The organism is Aeromonas sp. sia0103 (assembly GCF_963895295.1).
Taxonomy (GTDB): Bacteria; Pseudomonadota; Gammaproteobacteria; order Enterobacterales; family Aeromonadaceae; genus Aeromonas; species Aeromonas encheleia.
On the sequence record NZ_CAWQKG010000011.1, the window covers coordinates 988,968 to 1,007,534 of the forward strand.

Here is an 18,567-nt window from a genome sequence, read left to right on the forward strand (position 1 = left end):
GCACCGAGTCTACTGCAGGGAAGGGGGGGAAGCCAGCCCGGCGGACGCCGGGCTGGGAAAGTGTCAGGCGGTACTTAGGCAGGCACTAGGATCTGAGTGGCGAGGATCACCACCAGCAGGCCGACCGCGACCGGCACCGAGGTGCGCTTGACCACCTCGAACGGCGACAGGTTGCCCATGCCCGCACAGGCGACCACCACGCCGGAAACCGGGGAGATGGTGCGACCCAGGTTGGAGGCCTGCAGCATGGGGATGACCAGGTAGGCGGGGTTGACGCCGAGGCTGGTGGCCAGGTGCGGGATCAGCTCCACGAAGGCGTAGAAGGGGGCATTGCCCGAGCCCGTGGTGAAGGCGGCCAGGGTGGTGATGACCACCAGCACCAGCATGATGACGATGCCACCGGTGCCGAAGCTCTGGGCCAGATCCAGCAGGTGGGCGATGAAGCCGAGCCCCATCAGCCCCTGGGCGAAGACGCCGGCACCGACCAGCAGCATGACCACGCCGGCGAAGGCGTCCGCCATGCTGCGCCAGCACACCTGCAGGCCGTCGAGCAGCTCCTTGCCGTTGCGCTTGCGCACCAGCTCCAGCAGGGCGGCCAGCACCAGACAGATGACGATGATGGTCACTATGTCGAGCTTGGGGCCTACCTTGCCGTCAAACAGCAGCACGCCGATGATGGGGGTGAACGGCAGTATGGCGTAGAAGCTGGGGGCATCGGTGATGAGATCGCTCGGGGCGACCGCCTCGTTGTGCTCACCCGACCTCTGATCCAGATAGCGCTGCCAGAAGAAGTGAGCCACCGCCATGGCGGCGATGGCCACCAGCGAGATGGGCAGGGTCAGCTTGAAGGCGAAGTCGAGCAGCTCCATGTTGGCGGCCTGGGCGGCCATCACCACGTCCCCGGAGGTGGGGGCCAGGATGATGGCGGCCGGGGAGGCGCACACCGCCGCCGCGGCGCCACGGGAGATCCCCATGTTGACCATCAGCGGGAACAGGGTGGCCATCAACAGCACGCCGAGACCGGTGGCGGAGCTCACCGCCAGCGACATGGCACAGGCCACCAGGTAGGCGGCCACCAGCAGTATGTAGGGGGACTTGATGATCCCGAGCGGCTTGCTGGCGAGTTTCACCAGAATGGTGTTGGCGCCGATATGGCTCATGTAGCCGGCGAAGCCGCACAGCACCATGATCAGCATGCCCAGGCCACCGCCTCTGTCTACCAGCAGGTAGCGCACATACTCGAACACGTCGGTGGCCACGTGACCGGTCGAGGCGACGCTGGCGGGCAGCACGGCCTTGCCCATCAGGGCGGTAATGGCCAGCAGCAGCAGGCCGCCGCTGAGCAGCACCCCGGTCGCCGAGTAGCCTTTGAAGATGTAGCGTCCCACGGCCAGAGTGACCAGGGTGCCAATAAGCAGTTCCATCATAGACAAGTTCCTGAGTACGACATGAAGGTGGGACATTTCCGGCGTTAACTTGGCGGTTAATCTGGCCTGTGGCGCAATGTACCGGTAAAAACGCGGCGATTATTATCCAATAAGAGGTAATCGACCATGATGTCGGTCATCACTTGTGATCCCGCCTGCAAATCTCGGAGCCCGGCCGGGGGGCGAGATCTTGCCCGGTTGCCGCCGCGGATGACGACAGCAGGTGACAGTCGTCGGGATCGCGGTTAATCTCCCATCCTGAATATTAATTCATTGATTCTTAATCGAAATAACGCTGGGACTCACAAGGGGCAAGGCCGCGAGCAGATGGGACTTTTCAGCAGAATAGGTATGGTGGCGGCCCTGATGTATGCCGCCTCGAGCGGGGCAGAACCCTCCCATTATGCCGGCATCCGGGTCGCCCCTGACATCAAGGTCGATTTCCAGTTTTATCGGGTGTCGGGGGCCGATGTCGCGACCGTGATGCGCCAGATAGCTAGGCAGGCACCGGCCCAGGCCGGCGGCCACATCGGCAAGGCCAGCTATCAGCTCTCCTGGCAGTTGCAGGCCCGGCCGACGGCGTCGCGCTGCGAGCTGGAGCAGGCCAGGGTGACGGCCCGCATCGGGGTTCGGGTGCCGAACTGGATGGACAAGGCCAAGGCGTCCGCCGGCGAGCAGCAGAAATGGGATAGGCTGGTGGCGGCCATGTTTGACTACGAGAGTCGTCACAAGGACATACTGCTGGAGAGCGTCAGCCAGCTCGGCATCCGGCTGGCGCAGCTGCCGGTGGCGCGGGATTGCGCCGCCTTGCAGTCCGAGGGCTGGCAGCAGGGGCAGGCGGTGCTCGCCAGCACCCGCGAGCGCTTCGCCGCACTGGCGCAGCAGACCGAGCAGGGCCGCAAGCTGGGGGTGATCTGGCCGCAGGGAAGCTGAACCTGCCTATCGCGCGCTAGCGCCAAGCCGCCGCGCTAAAAAAACGGGCTACCCGCAAGGGAGCTCGTTTTTTATTGGCCGAGGTGGTGATGAGGGAACGGCTCGCCTCAGTGCAGGGGTTTGCCCTTGAGCAGCTTGCGCACCCAGTAGCGGGCGGGATGCAGCGCCTCCAGCAGCTCGGCCGCCAGCGGCAGCGGCTCACCGCAGATCTCGCTGGCGACCAGCTCGCCGCAGAGCGGGGCCGAGCAGAGGCCCCGTGAGCCGAGGGCCCCCACCACGAACAGGCCGGGATGGAGCGGCAGGGGCGCCGCGTGCTGCCGATCGGACTGCAGCCCGGCATAGTGCGCCGCGAGGCTCGCCAGTCGGACGACGGATCCTGCCACCGGCAGGTGATCCCGGCTGGCGCAGCGCACCCCGACCCGGGCTTCGGCCGCGCTCACATCCACCTCCGCAGGCCAGGTCTGCTCCGGCAGGCAGGCTTGCAGCCGAGCCTGATTCTGCCCCTGCTCCTCGGCGCTGTAGTCGGTCGTGCTCTGGTTGCGGCCATAGCTGGCGCCGATGCAGTGCACTGCATCATGGGCTGGGGTGAGATAGCCGTCGTAGCAGAGCACCGTCTTGAGCCGGCTCAGGGTGGTGGTGGTCGGTACGTGGCTCACCTGGCCGCGCACCGGGTAGAGCGGCAGCTCGGCAAAGGGCAGCAAGGCCGGCAGCCGGTGACCGGCGGCGACCACCAGATTGGGGGCCTGCCAGTGGCGGCCATCCTGCGTCTCGACCCGCCAACCATCGGCCTGCTCGTCGACAGCGGTGATGGGGATACCGTATTCCACTCGCAGCAGGCCGCTCGCCTGCGCCTCTTTGATGGCGGCGCGGGTCAGATCCGCCGGGCAGAGCCAGCCTCCCAGCGGGTAGCCGACGCCGCCATGGCCGCAGGGCAAGCCGCATTCGGACTCGACCTCGCTGGGGGTCAGCGGGCGCATCAGCGCGGGCGGGAAGGGGCCCTGACCCATCTTGCCGAGCTTGGCGACGGACTTGTCGTCATAGCCGAGCTGCACCACGCCGCACAGGTCAAAGGCGATGGGATGACGCTCGGCGAGTGCCAGCAGGCGGTTGCGGGCATAGCCGAACGCCAGGGAATAGAAGCGGGAGAGGGCATCGTGCTCGCCATTGAGCAGGGGATAGAGCGCCCCCTGCCGATTGCCGGAGGCACCGGTGGCGGGCTCGCCATCTTCACACAACAAGGTGACGTGCCGGCCCCGCTCCACCAGGGAGAGGGCGGTCATGGCCGAGGCGATGCCGCCGCCGATGATCAGCACCCCGCCGTCCCGCCCTGCCGGACGGGCATACCAGGGCGCTATGGTCTGCTGCGGTTGCTTGTCGGCCCTGTCCCCCACCAGCATCTCCCGCTTGCTGCCGTGGCCCTTGACCTTCTTCATGGCGAAGCCCGCGACGATGAGGCCGCGGCGCACGAAGCCGGCGCAGGTGAAGGTGGCGATGCAGGCCCCGGGGCGGGCGAGGCGGGCGAGGCCGTCAAACAACTCTTGCGTCCACATCTCGGGATTCTTGGCCGGGGAGAAGCCATCCAGATACCAGGCATCCACCAGCCCCTGTGGACCGTGGGGCACCTGGGGCAGCATGTCTTTGATGTCGCCAAACCAGAGATCGAGCCGAACTCGCCCCTCGGCGAACAGCAGGCGGTGGCAGCCGGATACCGGCAGCGGCCACTGCGCGATGAGCGCCTGACTCAAATGAGCGAGCTCGGGCCAGGCCGCCAGTGCCTTGCCAAGGTCGGCCTGGGTGAGAGGGTACTTTTCGAAGCTGATAAAGTGCAGGCGAGCACAGCGATCGGGGTCGCTTCCCTGTTCCAGAAAGGCAGCCATTGTCGCCAGAAAGTTAAGGCCTGTGCCGAAACCTGTTTCGCCAATCACGAAATTGTCACTATCGTGGTGTGAAAATCGCGCCGGTAACCGGTTTTGCTGTAAAAAGACGTAGCGGGTTTCACTTAGACCGTTATCATTGGAAAAGTACACATCCCCGAACTCACTGGAGACTGGAGTTCCCGCTTCATTCCAGTCCAATCGGGCATGATGTAAGGATGTTTGACTCACGTTTTCCTCTGCTCGCGTCACAAATTCGCGGGCATTCTACGTGAAAGCAGACCAGTTTGGCAGCCGAAAGCGGGTAGACTCGGTGCCAGTTTTTCCAGACGAGATGAATTAATGAGAAGAGCAGTGATCACCGGTATCGGCGTCATCTCCAGTATCGGCAACAACAAGGAAGAAGTGCTGGCCTCCCTGAAAGCAGGTAAATCCGGCATCACCTATTCCGAGCAGTTTGAACAATACAACCTGCGCAGCCGTGTCTGGGGTAACATCAAACTCGATCCGTCTGAGCTGATCGACCGTAAAGTCATGCGTTTCATGGGCGACGCCGCCGCGTATGCCTATCTCTCCATGCAGCAGGCGATCGAAGATGCCGGGCTGCCGGAGGATCAGGTCTCCAACGAGCGCACTGGCATCGTGGTCGGCTCTGGCGGTGCGTCCGGCAAGAACACGTCGGAGTCTGCGGATATTGCCCGTGAGAAAGGCGTCAAGCGCGTGGGTCCCTACATGGTGCCGCGTACCATGTCTTCCACCACCTCCGCCTGCCTGGCCACCCCGTTCAAGATCAAGGGTGTCAACTACACCATCAGCTCCGCCTGTGCCACCTCTGCTCACTGCATCGGTCACGCGCTGGAGCTGATCCAGCTCGGCAAGCAGGACATCGTCTTCGCCGGCGGCGGCGAGGAGCTTGACTGGTCCTCGACCATCCAGTTCGACGCCATGGGTGCCCTCTCTACCAAGTACAACGACAACCCGGAAAAGGCCTCCCGTACCTATGACGCGGACCGCGACGGTTTCGTCATCTCCGGTGGCGGTGGCATCCTGGTGGTCGAGGAGCTGGAACATGCCCTGGCCCGTGGCGCCCATATCTACGCCGAGATCACCGGTTACGGTGCGACCTCCGACGGCTACGACATGGTGGCTCCGAGCGGTGAAGGCGCGGTGCGTTGCATGAAGATGGCGATGCAGGGCGTCGGCACTGTGGACTACATCAACACCCACGGTACCTCCACTCCGGTCGGCGATACCAAGGAGCTGGAGGCCATCCAGACTCTGTTTGGCAGCAATTCGCCCAAGCTCTCCGCCACCAAGGCCATGACGGGCCATGCCCTCGGCGCCGCCGGTGTGCACGAGGCCGTCTACTCCCTGCTGATGATGCAGCACGGCTTCATCGCCCCCAGCATCAACATCGAGACCCTGGACGAGAAGGCCATCGGCCTGCCCATCGTACGCGAGTGCGAGGCCGCCGAGCTCAATACCGTCATGTCCAACAGCTTCGGCTTCGGCGGTACCAACGCTTCCCTGGTGTTCAGCCGATTCAAGGCTTGATGACCCGGAAAGTAGATTGAAAAAGGCGCCGCGAGGCGCCTTTTTTTATGGGGAAATCGATGACTCTCAGGCCGGCTCGGTCAGCGGCAGCCGCATGTAGACGGCCCCTTCCCCATACTCGGCCAGCGACTTTCGGGTGGCGGCCGGCAGGAAGCCCTGCTTGCGCCAGAAGGCCGGTGCGTCCTGCACCGCCACCAGCCCCGCATGCTCATACCCTTGATCGCAGGCAAACTCGAGAGCGGTCTCGAGCAGGCGCTGGCCTATGCCCCGGCCCCGTGCCCTGGGCGAGACCGCCAGATCGTGCAGATAGAACTCCTCATCCCCCGCCAGGCTCGACAGGGATACGGAGAGAGGTGGGGGTTGGTGGGCGCGCCAGGGATGGCAGAGCAGGTAGCCCAGCACCTCACCGCCATGTTCGGCGACCCAGCAACAGGCCGGGGCCAGCTCGGCCTTGTTGCTCATCATCTCGAGGGGCTCGGGCTCCAGTTGGTGATAGCAGTCGCTCTGAATGCGCATGATGGCGGGCCAGTCGTCGGCCAGGGTCGTGCGGATCTTGATCATGGTGCTGTGACGTTCGTTCTGCCGGTGGGTGACGGGAAAATTGCGTCAGCCAGCATAGCAGAGCGCGGCGACGAACTGAACAACCATATCCAAACGATGCCTTTTTAAGGCAGGCGCGTTAGCGGACCGGTTGCTTGCTCACCACCCTGATCAGCTGATAGCGCACTGAGGAGGCATCGGCGGGGACATCGGTCAGCTGCTCGGTGCGTACTTCCAGCTGATAGCGGAAGCCCGGCTCGAAGGTGAAGCCCTCGATCTGCTGGTAGAACAAGCTCCAGCTTGCACCCGGCTGGCTGCGCACCTGCATGCACTTCATGGGGGCGACACCGACGCAGTCGGCCAGCTGATCCTGGATGTAGAGGGTCTCGGTGGTCGGGGTGCTCTGGCAGGCGCCGAGCAACAGGGCAGTCGCGATCAGCAGAGGGGCTTTCATGATGGTGTGTCCTTGACGTAAAAGGGCGCGATTAGACCCTCAAATAAAAAGGCGGTCAATGACCGCCTTTGTAACAAACCATGTCAGATGCCGGGATCAGCGCTGATCGAGCGGGGTGAATTCCCGTTGGGCCAGGCCGGTATAGAGCTGACGTGGACGACCGATCTTCTGATCCGGGTCCGAGTGCATCTCGTTCCAGTGGGCGATCCAGCCGATGGTGCGAGAAATGGCGAAGATCACGGTGAACATGGACATGGGGATGCCGATGGCCTTCATGATGATGCCGGAGTAGAAGTCCACGTTCGGGTAGAGTTTCTTCTCGATGAAGTAGGGATCGGACAGCGCGATGCGCTCCAGCTCCATGGCCACATCCAGCAGCGGATCCTTGATCTGCAGCTCTTGCAGCACCTCGTGGCAGGTCTGACGCATGACCTGGGCACGGGGATCGTGGTTCTTGTAGACCCGGTGGCCGAAGCCCATCAGACGGAAGGGATCGTTCTTGTCCTTGGCCTTGGCGATGAACTCGGGGATGCGTTCCACCGATCCGATCTCCTCGAGCATCTTGAGGCAGGCTTCGTTGGCGCCGCCGTGAGCCGGTCCCCACAGGGAGGCGATCCCCGCGGCGATACAGGCAAACGGGTTGGCGCCGGAGGAGCCGGCCAGACGCACGGTGGAGGTGGAGGCGTTCTGCTCGTGATCCGCGTGCAGGGTGAAGATGCGATCCATGGCCCGTTCGACGATGGGGTTGACCTTGTACTCTTCGGTCGGCACACCAAACATCATGTGCAGGAAGTTGCCAGCATAGGAGAGGGCGTTACGCGGCTGCATGAACGGCTGACCGATGGAGTACTTGTAGCACATGGCGGCCAGGGTCGGCATCTTGGAGAGCAGACGGAAGGCGCAGATCTCGCGATGCTCTTCGTTGTTGATATCGAGCGCATCGTGATAGAAGGCGGACAGGGCGCTGACCACACCGCACATGATCGCCATGGGGTGGGAATCACGACGGAAGCCGCGGAAGAAGAAGGCGATCTGCTCGTGCACCATGGTATGGCGGGTGACCAGGCGTTCAAATTCCGCGTATTGCGTCTTGGTGGGCGCCTCGCCGTACAGCAGGATGTAGCACACTTCGAGGTAGCTGGCCTGGGTGGCCAACTGGGCGATGGGATAACCACGGTGCAGCAAGACACCCTGATCTCCGTCGATATAGGTAATGGATGATTTACAAGCACCGGTGGCCATAAAGCCGGGATCGAAGGTGAAGTACCCTTGAGCACCCAGTTTTCTGACATCGATTACATCGGGTCCGACAGTTCCAGACAGGATCGGTAGTTCTACCGGCTCTTTTCCGGGCAGATGTAGGGTGGCTATCTTATCAGCCATAGCACGTCTCCTTTGCTCTTTTATAATTTGGTTCCAGTCCTACTTTATTACGACTTTCATAACGCTGGCAAAGGTTCTTACCCATACCGCGGCGGCTGGAGCGCCTTATTTGAACCAGAGATCCACCTTCTTGTCAATTTTACTGAATGATCATTAATGACTTGTTAAAGCCATTGTGAGATCTGGTTTACGGTTTTGGGTTTTCTATGTAGCCAATTGATTGTCATTGGTTAAGGCCGCCGATATACTGCGCCTCGTGGGTGATGGTCGTCGGTGTTTGAAACGCTTTCGCAAAGCCAGATGTGATATCTAAAATGTTGTTTTTGGCTTTTCCGAGTTGTTTTGGTAACAAAAACCTAACAAATGCCACTCCTAGCCCTCAAAGCGTGTGAAAACAATAACTAACGTGCTCAATGGAGCTGAGTGGGCAAAGCCGTGAAAAATAAACAGAGACCTGTAAACCTCGACCTGCAAACGATCAGCTTTCCTGTCACCGCCATCGCTTCCATCTTGCACCGTGTCTCAGGGGTCATCACCTTTGTGGCGCTCGCAATCTTGCTGTGGATGCTTGGTACTTCACTCTCCTCTCCCGAAGGATTTGAGTCGGTCGTTGCCATCATGGACAACTTCCTGGTCAAGTTCGTGTTGTGGGGGATCCTGACCGCGCTGGCTTACCACATTGTGGGTGGTCTGCGTCACCTGGTCATGGACATGGGGCATTGGGAAGAGCTGGAATCCGGTAATCAGAGTGCCCGCGTGGGCTTCGTGATCACCGCGGTTCTGGCGGTATTGGCGGGGGTGCTGGTATGGTAACCAATTCTGCAACTTTCGGGCGCAGCGGCGTTCATGATTACATCCTGATCCGCGCCACCGCTCTCATCATGACGTGCTACGTCCTCTACCTGGTTGGCTTTGTCGCCATCAACGACATCAGCTACGAGGTGTGGACCGGCTTCTTCGCTAAAACCTTCACCAAGGTCTTCACCCTGCTGACGCTGCTGTGCGTCCTGATCCACGCCTGGATCGGTCTGTGGCAGGTGCTGACCGACTATATCAAACCGGTAGGACTGCGCGGTGCGCTGCAATTCGCACTGGTTGTGGTGCTGTTTGTCTATCTGATGACTGGTTTCGTCGTGCTGTGGGGGGTGTAAGGTGACTATTCCAACTCGTGAATTTGATGCGGTGGTGATCGGTGCCGGCGGTGCCGGTATGCGCGCCGCCCTGCAGATTGCCCAGTCCGGCAAGAGCTGCGCCCTGTTATCCAAGGTTTTCCCGACTCGTTCCCACACCGTTTCCGCCCAGGGCGGGATCACGGTTGCGCTGGGCAATGCCCATGACGACAACTGGCAGTGGCACATGTATGACACCGTCAAGGGCTCCGATTACATCGGTGACCAGGAAGCGATCGAATACATGTGCAAGACGGGCCCGGAAGCCGTCTATGAACTGGAGAACATGGGCTTGCCCTTCTCCCGTTTTGACAACGGCTCTGTGTATCAACGCCCGTTCGGCGGCCAGTCCAAGAACTTCGGTGGCGAGCAGGCGGCCCGGACCGCGGCTGCGGCCGACCGGACCGGTCACGCCCTGCTGCATACCCTGTATCAGCAGAACGTCAAGAACAAGACCACTGTCTTCTCCGAGTGGTATGCGCTGGATCTGGTGAAGAACCAGGACGGTCACATCGTCGGTTGCACCGCCATCGACATGGAGAGCGGCGAGGTCGTCTACTTCAAGGCCAAGGCCACAGTGCTCGCCACTGGCGGCGCCGGTCGCATCTACCAGTCCACCACCAACGCCCACATCAACACCGGTGACGGCGTCGGCATGGCACTGCGGGCCGGGGTCGGCGTGCAGGACATGGAGTTCTGGCAGTTCCACCCGACCGGCATCGCCGGGGCAGGGGTGCTGGTCACCGAAGGCTGCCGTGGTGAAGGCGGCTATCTGCTGAATAAAGACGGCGAGCGCTTCATGGAGCGTTATGCCCCCAATGCCAAGGACCTGGCCGGTCGCGACGTGGTGGCTCGCTCCATCATGATCGAGATCCGCGAAGGCCGTGGCTGTGACGGCCCCTGGGGTCCGCACATCAAGCTCAAGCTGGATCACCTCGGTAAAGAGGTTCTGGAATCCCGTCTGCCGGGGATCTGCGAGCTGTCGCGCACCTTCGCCCACGTGGATCCGGTCAAGGAACCCATCCCCATCATCCCGACCTGCCACTACATGATGGGCGGCGTGCCGACCAGCGTGAACGGTCAGTGCCTGAGCCAAGATAAAGATGGCAACGACGTGCCTGTGGTCGGTCTGTTCGCGGTGGGTGAAATCGCCTGCGTGTCGGTACACGGCGCCAACCGCCTGGGTGGCAATTCCCTGCTGGATCTCATCGTGTTTGGCCGCGCCGCCGGCATGCACCTGGTGGAGAGCCTGGGTCAGATGGAGCACGGTCGCGAGGCCTCCGAGGCCGATCTGGACGCCGCCCTTGCCCGTTTCAACCGTTGGGAAGCCAACCGTGACGGGGAAGACCCGGCCCAGATCCGCAAGGATCTGCAACGCTGCATGCAGAACAACTTCTCGGTATTCCGGGAAGGGGATGCCATGGCAGAAGGGCTGGCCGAGCTGAAACTCATCCGCGAGCGGCTGAAGAATGCCCGTCTGGACGACACCTCCAAGGAGTTCAACACCCAGCGCATCGAGTGCCTGGAGCTGGACAACCTGATGGAGACGGCGTTTGCCACCGCGGTGGCGGCCAACTTCCGTACCGAGAGTCGTGGTGCCCACAGCCGCTTCGACTTCCCGGATCGCGACGACGAGGGCTGGCTGTGCCACAGCCTCTATCATCCGGACACCGAGTCCATGACTCGTCGCGCTGTCAATATGTCTCCGAAAACGCGCGAGGCATTCCCACCCAAGGTGCGGACCTATTGATGATGGAGCCAGGTGCGATGCAGGTAACCTCATCGATCTATCGCTACATTCGCCGGTCTGCGAAGAGGTGGGAGGCACTCCCATCTCGCTTATCCAAGGTGCGGACTAACTGATTGCGGAGCCAAGTACAATGAACGTCACATTCTCAGTCTACAGATACAATCCGGATGTTGATAACGTCCCCCACATGAAGGATTATCGTCTTGATATTCCTGAAGGTTCCGACATGATGGTGCTCGACGCACTGATCCAGCTCAAGGAGCTGGATCCCACGCTCTCCTTCCGCCGCTCCTGCCGCGAAGGGGTCTGTGGATCCGACGGTCTCAACATGAATGGCAAGAACGGTCTTGCCTGTATCACTCCGCTCTCCGATCTGCTGAAGAAGGGCAACAAGGTCGTCCTCCGTCCCTTGCCCGGCCTGCCGGTGATCCGTGACCTGGTGATCGACATGACCCAGTTCTACACCCAGTGGGAGAAGGTCAAACCCTTCCTCATCAACGAGGACAAGTTGCCGCCCGTGCGTGAGCACCTGCAATCCCCCGAAGAGCGCGCCAAGCTGGACGGTCTGTACGAGTGTATTCTCTGTGCCTGCTGCTCCACCTCTTGCCCCTCCTTCTGGTGGAACCCGGACAAGTTCATCGGCCCCGCCGGTCTGCTCGCCGCCTATCGCTGGCTGGCCGACAGCCGCGACACCGCGGCCAGTGAGCGATTGGGTAACCTGGACGACGCCTTTAGCGTGTTCCGCTGCCACGGCATCATGAACTGCGTGAGCGTCTGCCCCAAGGGCTTGAACCCGACCAAGGCCATCGGTCAGATCAAGTCGATGTTACTCAACCGGGCTGTTTAGTATCAGGGCCAGGGCGTCACGCGCCGGGCCCGACCTCTGGATAGCCATCCAACCCCCTGGTGGGATGGCTATTTAAACCCTACAAGCTGCGCTGCAGTGAACAAGATGTACAAGGGATAGAAATGCATAACGGCGTGATGAAGGCCTGGTTGGAGTCATCTCACCTGGCTGGTGCGAATGCAAGCTACATTGAGGATTTGTACGAATCCTTCCTTGAAAACCCCGAATCCGTGGCCGATGAGTGGCGCAGCCTGTTCGAACAGCTGCCCCAGGTCAATGGTCACGCGGTGGAACAACCTCACTCCCAGGTTCGCGACTATTTCCGCCGCCTGGCCAAGGACCCCTCCCGTTACAGCGCGCCTGTCACCGATCCGCAAGTGGATGCCAAACAGGTTCGCGTACTGCAAATGATCAACGCCTTCCGTTTCCGTGGTCATCAAAATGCCAATCTGGATCCGCTCGGCCTCTGGGCACGTGAAACCGTTGCCGAGCTCGACCCGGCATTCCACAACCTGCAGGGCGCAGACATGGAGACCACCTTCAACGTGGGCTCCTATGCCATCGGTCGCGAGACCATGGTGCTCTCCGATCTCTACGCCTCGCTCAAGAAGACCTATTGCGGCAGCATAGGTGCCGACTACATGCACCTCACCTCCACCGAGGAGAAGCGCTGGCTGCAGGACAGACTCGAATCCATCGAAGCCAAGGGCAGCTACAGCGCCGAGGAGAAGACCCGCTTCCTCGAGAGCCTGACCGCCGCCGAAGGGCTGGAAAAATACCTGGGCGCCAAGTTCCCGGGGGCCAAGCGTTTCTCCCTGGAAGGGGGCGATGCCATGGTACCCATGCTCAAAGAGCTGATCCGTCGCGCCGGTGAGCAGGGCTGCAAGGAAGCCGTCATCGGCATGGCCCACCGCGGCCGCCTGAACGTGCTGATCAACGTGCTCGGCAAACGGGCACAGGAGCTGTTCGACGAATTCGCCGGCAAGCATGGTGAGTCCTGGGGCACCGGGGATGTGAAGTACCACATGGGCTTCTCCTCCGACTTCGCGACCCCGGGCGGCAGCGTCCACCTGGCGCTGGCGTTCAACCCGTCCCACCTCGAGATAGTCAACCCCGTGGTCATCGGCTCGGTGCGTGCGCGCATGGACAGACGTGGCGACAAGGATGGCTCCAGCGTGCTGCCCATCACCATTCACGGTGACTCGGCCATCGCCGGTCAGGGGGTGGTGGCGGAAACCTTCAATATGTCCCAGACCCGTGCCTACGGCGTCGGCGGCACTGTGCGCATCGTCATCAACAACCAGGTGGGCTTCACCACCTCCAACATGCGTGACGTGCGCTCCACCGAATATTGCACCGACATCGCCAAGGCGGTGCAGGCCCCCGTGCTGCACGTCAACGGCGACGACCCGGAAGCCGTGGTGCTGGTGACCCAGATCGCCCTGGATTACCGCAACACCTTCAAGCGCGACGTGGTGATCGAGCTGGTCTGCTACCGTCGGCACGGTCACAACGAGGCCGACGAGCCGAGCGCGACCCAGCCTTTGATGTACCAGAAGATCAAACAGCATCCGACCCCGCGCAAGATCTACGCCGATCAGCTGATCGCCGAAGGCTGCGTCAGCCCGGAGCTGGTCACCGCTCAGGTCAATGACTATCGCGACGCCCTGGACAAGGGGGAGCGGGTGGTCAAGGAGTGGCGTCCAATGGAGCTGCACTCCGTCGACTGGACCCCGTACCTCGGCCACGACTGGGCCATGAACTACGACAGCACGGTGGCGATGGATCACCTGAAGTCCCTGGGCGAGCGCATCAGCCAGTACCCGGCCTCCCATACCTTGCAGCGTCAGGTCGAGAAGATTTACGAAGACCGCCGCACCATGGCCGCCGGCGACAAGCTGGTGGATTGGGGCTTCGCCGAGACCCTGGCCTACGCCACCCTGGTGGACAAGGGCTCCCGCATCCGCATCACCGGGCAGGATTCCGGCCGTGGCACCTTCTTCCACCGCCACGCCGTGCTGCACAACCAGAACGATGCCAGCACCTATACCCCGCTGTGCAACATTCACGAGAGCCAAGGCCCGTTCGAAGTCTATGACTCGGTGCTGTCCGAAGAGGCGGTGCTGGCGTTCGAATACGGTTATGCCAGCGCCGAGCCGGCCGGCCTGACCATCTGGGAAGCGCAGTTTGGCGACTTCGCCAACGGCGCCCAGGTGGTGATCGACCAGTTCCTCTCTTCCGGTGAGCAGAAGTGGGGCCGGATGTGCGGCCTGACCATGCTGCTGCCGCACGGCTACGAGGGGCAGGGCCCGGAGCACTCCTCCGCCCGCCTCGAGCGCTATCTGCAGATGTGCGCCGAGCACAACATGCAGGTGTGCGTGCCCTCCAACCCGGCGCAGGTGTTCCACATGCTGCGCCGCCAGGTGGTACGCCCGATGCGTCGTCCGCTGATCGTGATGTCGCCCAAGTCCCTGCTGCGCCACCCGCTGGCGGTGAGCAAGCTGGAAGAGCTGGCCGAAGGCACCTTCCAGAACGCCATCGGCGAGATCGATGCGCTGGATCCGAAAGGGGTCAAACGGGTGGTGTTCTGCTCCGGCAAGGTCTACTACGACCTGCTCGATGCCCGTCGCAAGGCCGAGCAGCAAGACGTGGCGCTGGTGCGGATCGAACAGCTCTATCCCTTCCCTGAAGCGGAAGTGCGCGCCATCCTCGCCGATTACACCCAGGCCACCGATTTCGTCTGGTGTCAGGAAGAGCCGCAGAACCAGGGCGCCTGGTACAGCACCCGTCATCACTACGATGGCGTGCTGCCAAGCGGAGCCCGCCTGCGCTATGCCGGTCGCCCAGCCTCGGCCTCACCCGCCGTCGGTTACATGTCTGTCCACACCAAGCAGCAGAAAGCCTTGGTGGAAGATGCCCTTACCCTGTAATACGCCTCTGGCACAGTAGTAAACAAGGAACTGATTACATGACTATCGAGATCAAGGTACCGGACCTGCCCGAATCAGTGGCAGATGCCACCATCGCCACCTGGCACAAGAAACCGGGTGATCTGGTTGCCCGTGACGAAGTGCTGGTTGACATCGAAACCGATAAAGTCGTGCTGGAAGTCCCCGCGCCGGAAGCCGGTGTACTGGGTGACATCCTGCAACTGGAAGGCGCGACCGTGCTGTCCCGCCAGCTGATCGCCATGCTCAAGCCAGCCCCGGTGGCCGGTGAAGAGACCAAGGAGAAGCCGGTCGAAGCCGCCGCCGATGACTCTGCCGAAGGCCTGAGCCCGTCTGTGCGCCGCCTGGTGGCCGAACACTCCATCGACGTGGCCAAGCTGACCGGCACCGGCAAGGGTGGCCGTGTCACCAAGGAAGACGTGGAAGCCTTCATCAAGGGGCTGAGCAAGGCGGCGGTGGCTGCACCTGTCGCTGCTGCGGCTCCAGTGGCGCCCATCGCCCCGCTGGTCGGTCGCACCGAGAAGCGCGTGCCCATGACCCGTCTGCGCAAGCGGATCGCCGAGCGTCTGCTGGAGGCGAAGAACACCACCGCCATGCTGACCACCTTCAACGAGATCAACATGGCGCCCATCATGAAGCTGCGCAAGCAGTACGGCGAGATCTTCGAGAAGAAGCACGGCATCAAGCTCGGCTTCATGTCCTTCTACGTCAAGGCCGTGGTGGAGTCCCTCAAGCGTTACCCGGAAGTGAACGCGGCGCTGGACGGTGACGACATCGTCTATCACAGCTACTTCGACGTCAGCATCGCCGTCTCCACCCCCCGTGGTCTGGTGACCCCGGTGCTGCGTGACTGCGACAACATGAGCCTGGCCGACATCGAGAAGGCCATCAAGGATCTGGCAGGCAAGGGCCGTGACGGCAAGCTGACCGTGGATGAACTGACCGGTGGCAACTTCACCATCACCAACGGTGGGGTGTTCGGCTCCCTGATGTCCACCCCGATCATCAACCCGCCCCAGAGCGCCATCCTGGGGATGCACAAGATCCAGGACAGACCCATGGCGGTGAACGGCCAGGTGGAGATCCTACCGATGATGTACCTGGCCCTCTCCTACGATCACCGCATCGTCGACGGTCGTGAGTCGGTGGGCTTCCTGGTCTCCATCAAGGAGCTGCTGGAAGATCCAACCCGCCTGCTGCTGGACGTCTAAGGGTATTGGCAGGATCGAGAAGCCCTCGGGCTTTGGAAGATCCGAGCCACGTGTGCTACTGGACATCCAAGGGTATTGGCAGGATCGAGAAGCCCTCGGGCTTTGGAAGATCCAAGCCACATGCTGCTGCTGGACGTCTAAGCGGCATTCGGGACATGACAGGGGGCCTTCGCGGCCCCGCATCGAACGTCTGAGCAAAATTAGAAAGATAATGAGGGGCCCTCGAGGCCCCGTTCACAGGGGATTGAGAAACAACGAGCCCCGGACGGAAATACCTACAACACGGATAGAGCATCTATGAATCTGCATGAATATCAGGCAAAACAGCTGTTTGCCGAGTATGGCCTGCCGGTCTCCGAAGGTTATGCCTGCGCCACCCCGCAGGAAGCGGCCGAAGCGGCCGACAAGATTGGCGGCAACACCTGGGTCGTCAAATGCCAGGTCCACGCCGGTGGCCGCGGTAAAGCGGGCGGTGTCAAGCTGGCCAAGAGCAAGGACGAGATCCGTGCCTTCGCCCAGCACTGGCTCGGCAAGAACCTGGTGACCTATCAGACTGACGCCAACGGTCAGCCGGTCACCAAGATCCTGGTGGAATCCTGCACCGACATCGCCAAGGAGCTCTATCTGGGCGCCGTGGTCGATCGTGGCAGCCGCCGCGTGGTGTTCATGGCCTCCACCGAGGGCGGCGTGGACATCGAGAAGATCGCCCACGAAACCCCGGAACTCATTCACAAGGCGGCCATCGATCCGCTGGTAGGCCCGCAGGCTTACCAGGCGCGCGAACTGGCCTTCAAGCTGGGTCTGGTCGGCGATCAGATCAAGCAGTTCACCAAGATCTTCATGGGTCTGGGCCAGATGTTCCTGGATTGCGACTTCGCGCTGCTGGAAATCAACCCGCTGGTGATCACCGACAAGGGCAACCTGCATTGCCTGGACGGCAAGATCAACATCGATGCCAACGCCCTGTATCGCCAGCCCAAGCTGCGCCAGATGCACGATCCGTCCCAGGATGACCCGCGCGAGGCGCACGCCGCCCAGTGGGAGCTGAACTACGTGGCGCTCGATGGCAACATCGGCTGCATGGTCAACGGCGCCGGCCTGGCCATGGGCACCATGGACATCGTCAACCTGCACGGCGGCTCACCGGCCAACTTCCTGGACGTCGGCGGCGGCGCCACCAAGGAGCGCGTGACCGAGGCCTTCAAGATCATCCTGTCTGACAGCAAGGTTCAGGCCGTGCTGGTCAACATCTTCGGCGGCATAGTGCGCTGCGACATGATCGCGGAAGGCATTATAGGTGCGGTCAAGGAAGTGGGGGTCAAGGTGCCCGTGGTGGTGCGTCTGGAAGGCAACAATGCCGAACTGGGTGCCCGTAAACTGGCCGACAGCGGCCTCAATATCATCGCCGCAACGAGTCTGACCGACGCAGCTCAGCAAGTGGTTAAAGCAGCGGAGGCCAAATAATGAGCGTTCTGATCAACAAAGACACCAAGGTGATCTGCCAGGGCTTCACCGGCGGTCAGGGTACCTTCCACTCCGAACAGGCGATTGCCTACGGTACCCAGATGGTCGGTGGCGTGTCCCCGGGCAAGGGTGGTACCACCCACCTGGGCCTGCCGGTGTTCAACACAGTGCGTGATGCCGTCGAAGTGACTGGCGCCACCGCCTCCGTCATCTATGTGCCGGCCCCGTTCTGCAAGGACGCCATCCTGGAAGCGATCGATGCCGGCATCAAGCTCATCGTCACCATCACCGAAGGCATCCCGACCCTGGACATGCTGCAGGTCAAGGTGAAGCTGCAGGAAACCGGTGTGCGCATGATCGGTCCGAACTGCCCGGGCGTGATCACCCCGGGTGAGTGCAAGATCGGCATCATGCCGGGCCACATCCACAAGCCGGGCAAGGTGGGTATCGTCTCCCGCTCCGGCACCCTGACCTACGAAGCGGTCAAGCAGACCACGGACGAGGGCTTCGGCCAGTCCACCTGCGTCGGCATCGGTGGTGACCCCATCCCGGGCTCCAACTTCATCGACATCCTGGAGATGTTCCAGAAGGATCCGCAGACCGAAGCCATCGTCATGATCGGCGAGATCGGCGGCAGCGCCGAGGAAGAGGCGGCGGCCTACATCAAGGCCCACGTCACCAAGCCGGTGGTCTCCTACATCGCGGGCGTCACCGCCCCGGCTGGCAAGCGCATGGGTCATGCGGGCGCCATCATCGCCGGTGGCAAGGGCACTGCGGCAGAGAAGTTTGCCGCCCTGGAAGATGCCGGCGTGAAAACCGTGCGCTCCCTGGCCGACATCGGCAAGGCCCTGCGTGAAGTAACCGGCTGGTAATTTGGCCTGTTATCTCTGAAATAAAAATGCCGACCTTGTGGTCGGCATTTTTTATGGTGTTTAAATGTTGGGCTGCACTTCGTTCAGCACCAACCTACATTATTTTCCGCTTCGTAGGTCGGCGCTGAGCCTGCGAAGCCC

15 protein-coding genes are annotated in these 18,567 nt (G+C 61.8%); 10 read left to right on the forward strand and 5 right to left on the reverse strand.

The window, feature by feature from the left end; genetic code table 11:
- Positions 1-74: 74 nt before the first annotated feature.
- Entirely contained in the window at positions 75-1,427 is a 1,353-nt protein-coding gene (gene dcuC, locus AACW18_RS07170; protein ID WP_218388218.1) for an anaerobic C4-dicarboxylate transporter DcuC, read from the reverse strand.
- Positions 1,428-1,754: 327 nt separating this feature from the next.
- Between dcuC and AACW18_RS07175 the strand changes: the two genes are divergently transcribed.
- Complete coding sequence (locus AACW18_RS07175) at positions 1,755-2,360, forward strand: DUF922 domain-containing protein (RefSeq protein WP_218388219.1); 606 nt, start codon at positions 1,755-1,757, stop codon at positions 2,358-2,360.
- Between the two features lie 107 nt (positions 2,361-2,467).
- Here the strand turns inward: AACW18_RS07175 and mnmC are convergent, their stop codons facing one another.
- On the reverse strand, positions 2,468-4,486 hold the full coding sequence (gene mnmC / locus AACW18_RS07180) for a bifunctional tRNA (5-methylaminomethyl-2-thiouridine)(34)-methyltransferase MnmD/FAD-dependent 5-carboxymethylaminomethyl-2-thiouridine(34) oxidoreductase MnmC (RefSeq protein WP_218388220.1): 2,019 nt from the start codon (positions 4,484-4,486) through the stop codon (positions 2,468-2,470).
- A 90-nt stretch (positions 4,487-4,576) separates the two neighbouring features.
- Between mnmC and fabB the strand changes: the two genes are divergently transcribed.
- Entirely contained in the window at positions 4,577-5,788 is a 1,212-nt protein-coding gene (fabB, locus tag AACW18_RS07185; protein ID WP_042653599.1) for a beta-ketoacyl-ACP synthase I, read from the forward strand.
- A 66-nt stretch (positions 5,789-5,854) separates the two neighbouring features.
- On the opposite strand, the gene AACW18_RS07190 is transcribed toward fabB, so the two are convergent.
- From AACW18_RS07190 to AACW18_RS07200, 3 genes are all read right to left on the reverse strand, one after another.
- On the reverse strand, positions 5,855-6,349 hold the full coding sequence (locus tag AACW18_RS07190; RefSeq protein ID WP_218388221.1) for a GNAT family N-acetyltransferase: 495 nt from the start codon (positions 6,347-6,349) through the stop codon (positions 5,855-5,857).
- Between the two features lie 118 nt (positions 6,350-6,467).
- Positions 6,468-6,782, reverse strand: a complete 315-nt coding sequence (locus tag AACW18_RS07195; RefSeq protein WP_218388222.1) for a DUF4377 domain-containing protein — start codon at positions 6,780-6,782, stop codon at positions 6,468-6,470.
- A 96-nt stretch (positions 6,783-6,878) separates the two neighbouring features.
- Positions 6,879-8,165, reverse strand: coding sequence for a citrate synthase (locus AACW18_RS07200; protein ID WP_042653602.1), 1,287 nt, complete (start codon positions 8,163-8,165; stop codon positions 6,879-6,881).
- A 423-nt stretch (positions 8,166-8,588) separates the two neighbouring features.
- Between AACW18_RS07200 and sdhC the strand changes: the two genes are divergently transcribed.
- The 8 genes from sdhC to sucD all read left to right on the forward strand — a co-directional run bounded on the left by sdhC (position 8,589) and on the right by sucD (position 18,426).
- Positions 8,589-8,978, forward strand: coding sequence for a succinate dehydrogenase cytochrome b556 subunit (gene sdhC / locus AACW18_RS07205; RefSeq protein ID WP_042653603.1), 390 nt, complete (start codon positions 8,589-8,591; stop codon positions 8,976-8,978).
- A complete protein-coding gene (gene sdhD, locus AACW18_RS07210; protein ID WP_042653604.1) occupies positions 8,972-9,316 on the forward strand; it encodes a succinate dehydrogenase, hydrophobic membrane anchor protein in 345 nt (114 codons plus the stop codon). The genes sdhC and sdhD overlap by 7 nt, the downstream gene beginning before the upstream one ends.
- A gap of 1 nt (position 9,317) precedes the next feature.
- Complete coding sequence (gene sdhA / locus AACW18_RS07215) at positions 9,318-11,084, forward strand: succinate dehydrogenase flavoprotein subunit (RefSeq protein WP_042653605.1); 1,767 nt, start codon at positions 9,318-9,320, stop codon at positions 11,082-11,084.
- A 130-nt stretch (positions 11,085-11,214) separates the two neighbouring features.
- Positions 11,215-11,931: a succinate dehydrogenase iron-sulfur subunit gene (locus tag AACW18_RS07220; RefSeq protein WP_042653606.1), complete on the forward strand. Its 717-nt coding sequence runs from the start codon at positions 11,215-11,217 to the stop codon at positions 11,929-11,931.
- 122 nt (positions 11,932-12,053) lie between these two features.
- Positions 12,054-14,861 carry a 2-oxoglutarate dehydrogenase E1 component gene (gene sucA, locus AACW18_RS07225; protein WP_218388223.1) on the forward strand — a complete coding sequence of 936 codons (2,808 nt, stop codon included), beginning with the start codon at positions 12,054-12,056 and terminating at the stop codon, positions 14,859-14,861.
- 38 nt (positions 14,862-14,899) lie between these two features.
- Entirely contained in the window at positions 14,900-16,090 is a 1,191-nt protein-coding gene (odhB, locus tag AACW18_RS07230) for a 2-oxoglutarate dehydrogenase complex dihydrolipoyllysine-residue succinyltransferase (protein WP_218388224.1), read from the forward strand.
- Positions 16,091-16,387: 297 nt separating this feature from the next.
- Positions 16,388-17,554, forward strand: coding sequence for an ADP-forming succinate--CoA ligase subunit beta (gene sucC, locus AACW18_RS07235; RefSeq protein ID WP_042653609.1), 1,167 nt, complete (start codon positions 16,388-16,390; stop codon positions 17,552-17,554).
- Entirely contained in the window at positions 17,554-18,426 is an 873-nt protein-coding gene (sucD, locus tag AACW18_RS07240) for a succinate--CoA ligase subunit alpha (protein ID WP_042653610.1), read from the forward strand. Before sucC ends, sucD begins: the two co-directional genes overlap by 1 nt.
- The last annotated feature ends 141 nt before the right edge of the window (positions 18,427-18,567 follow it).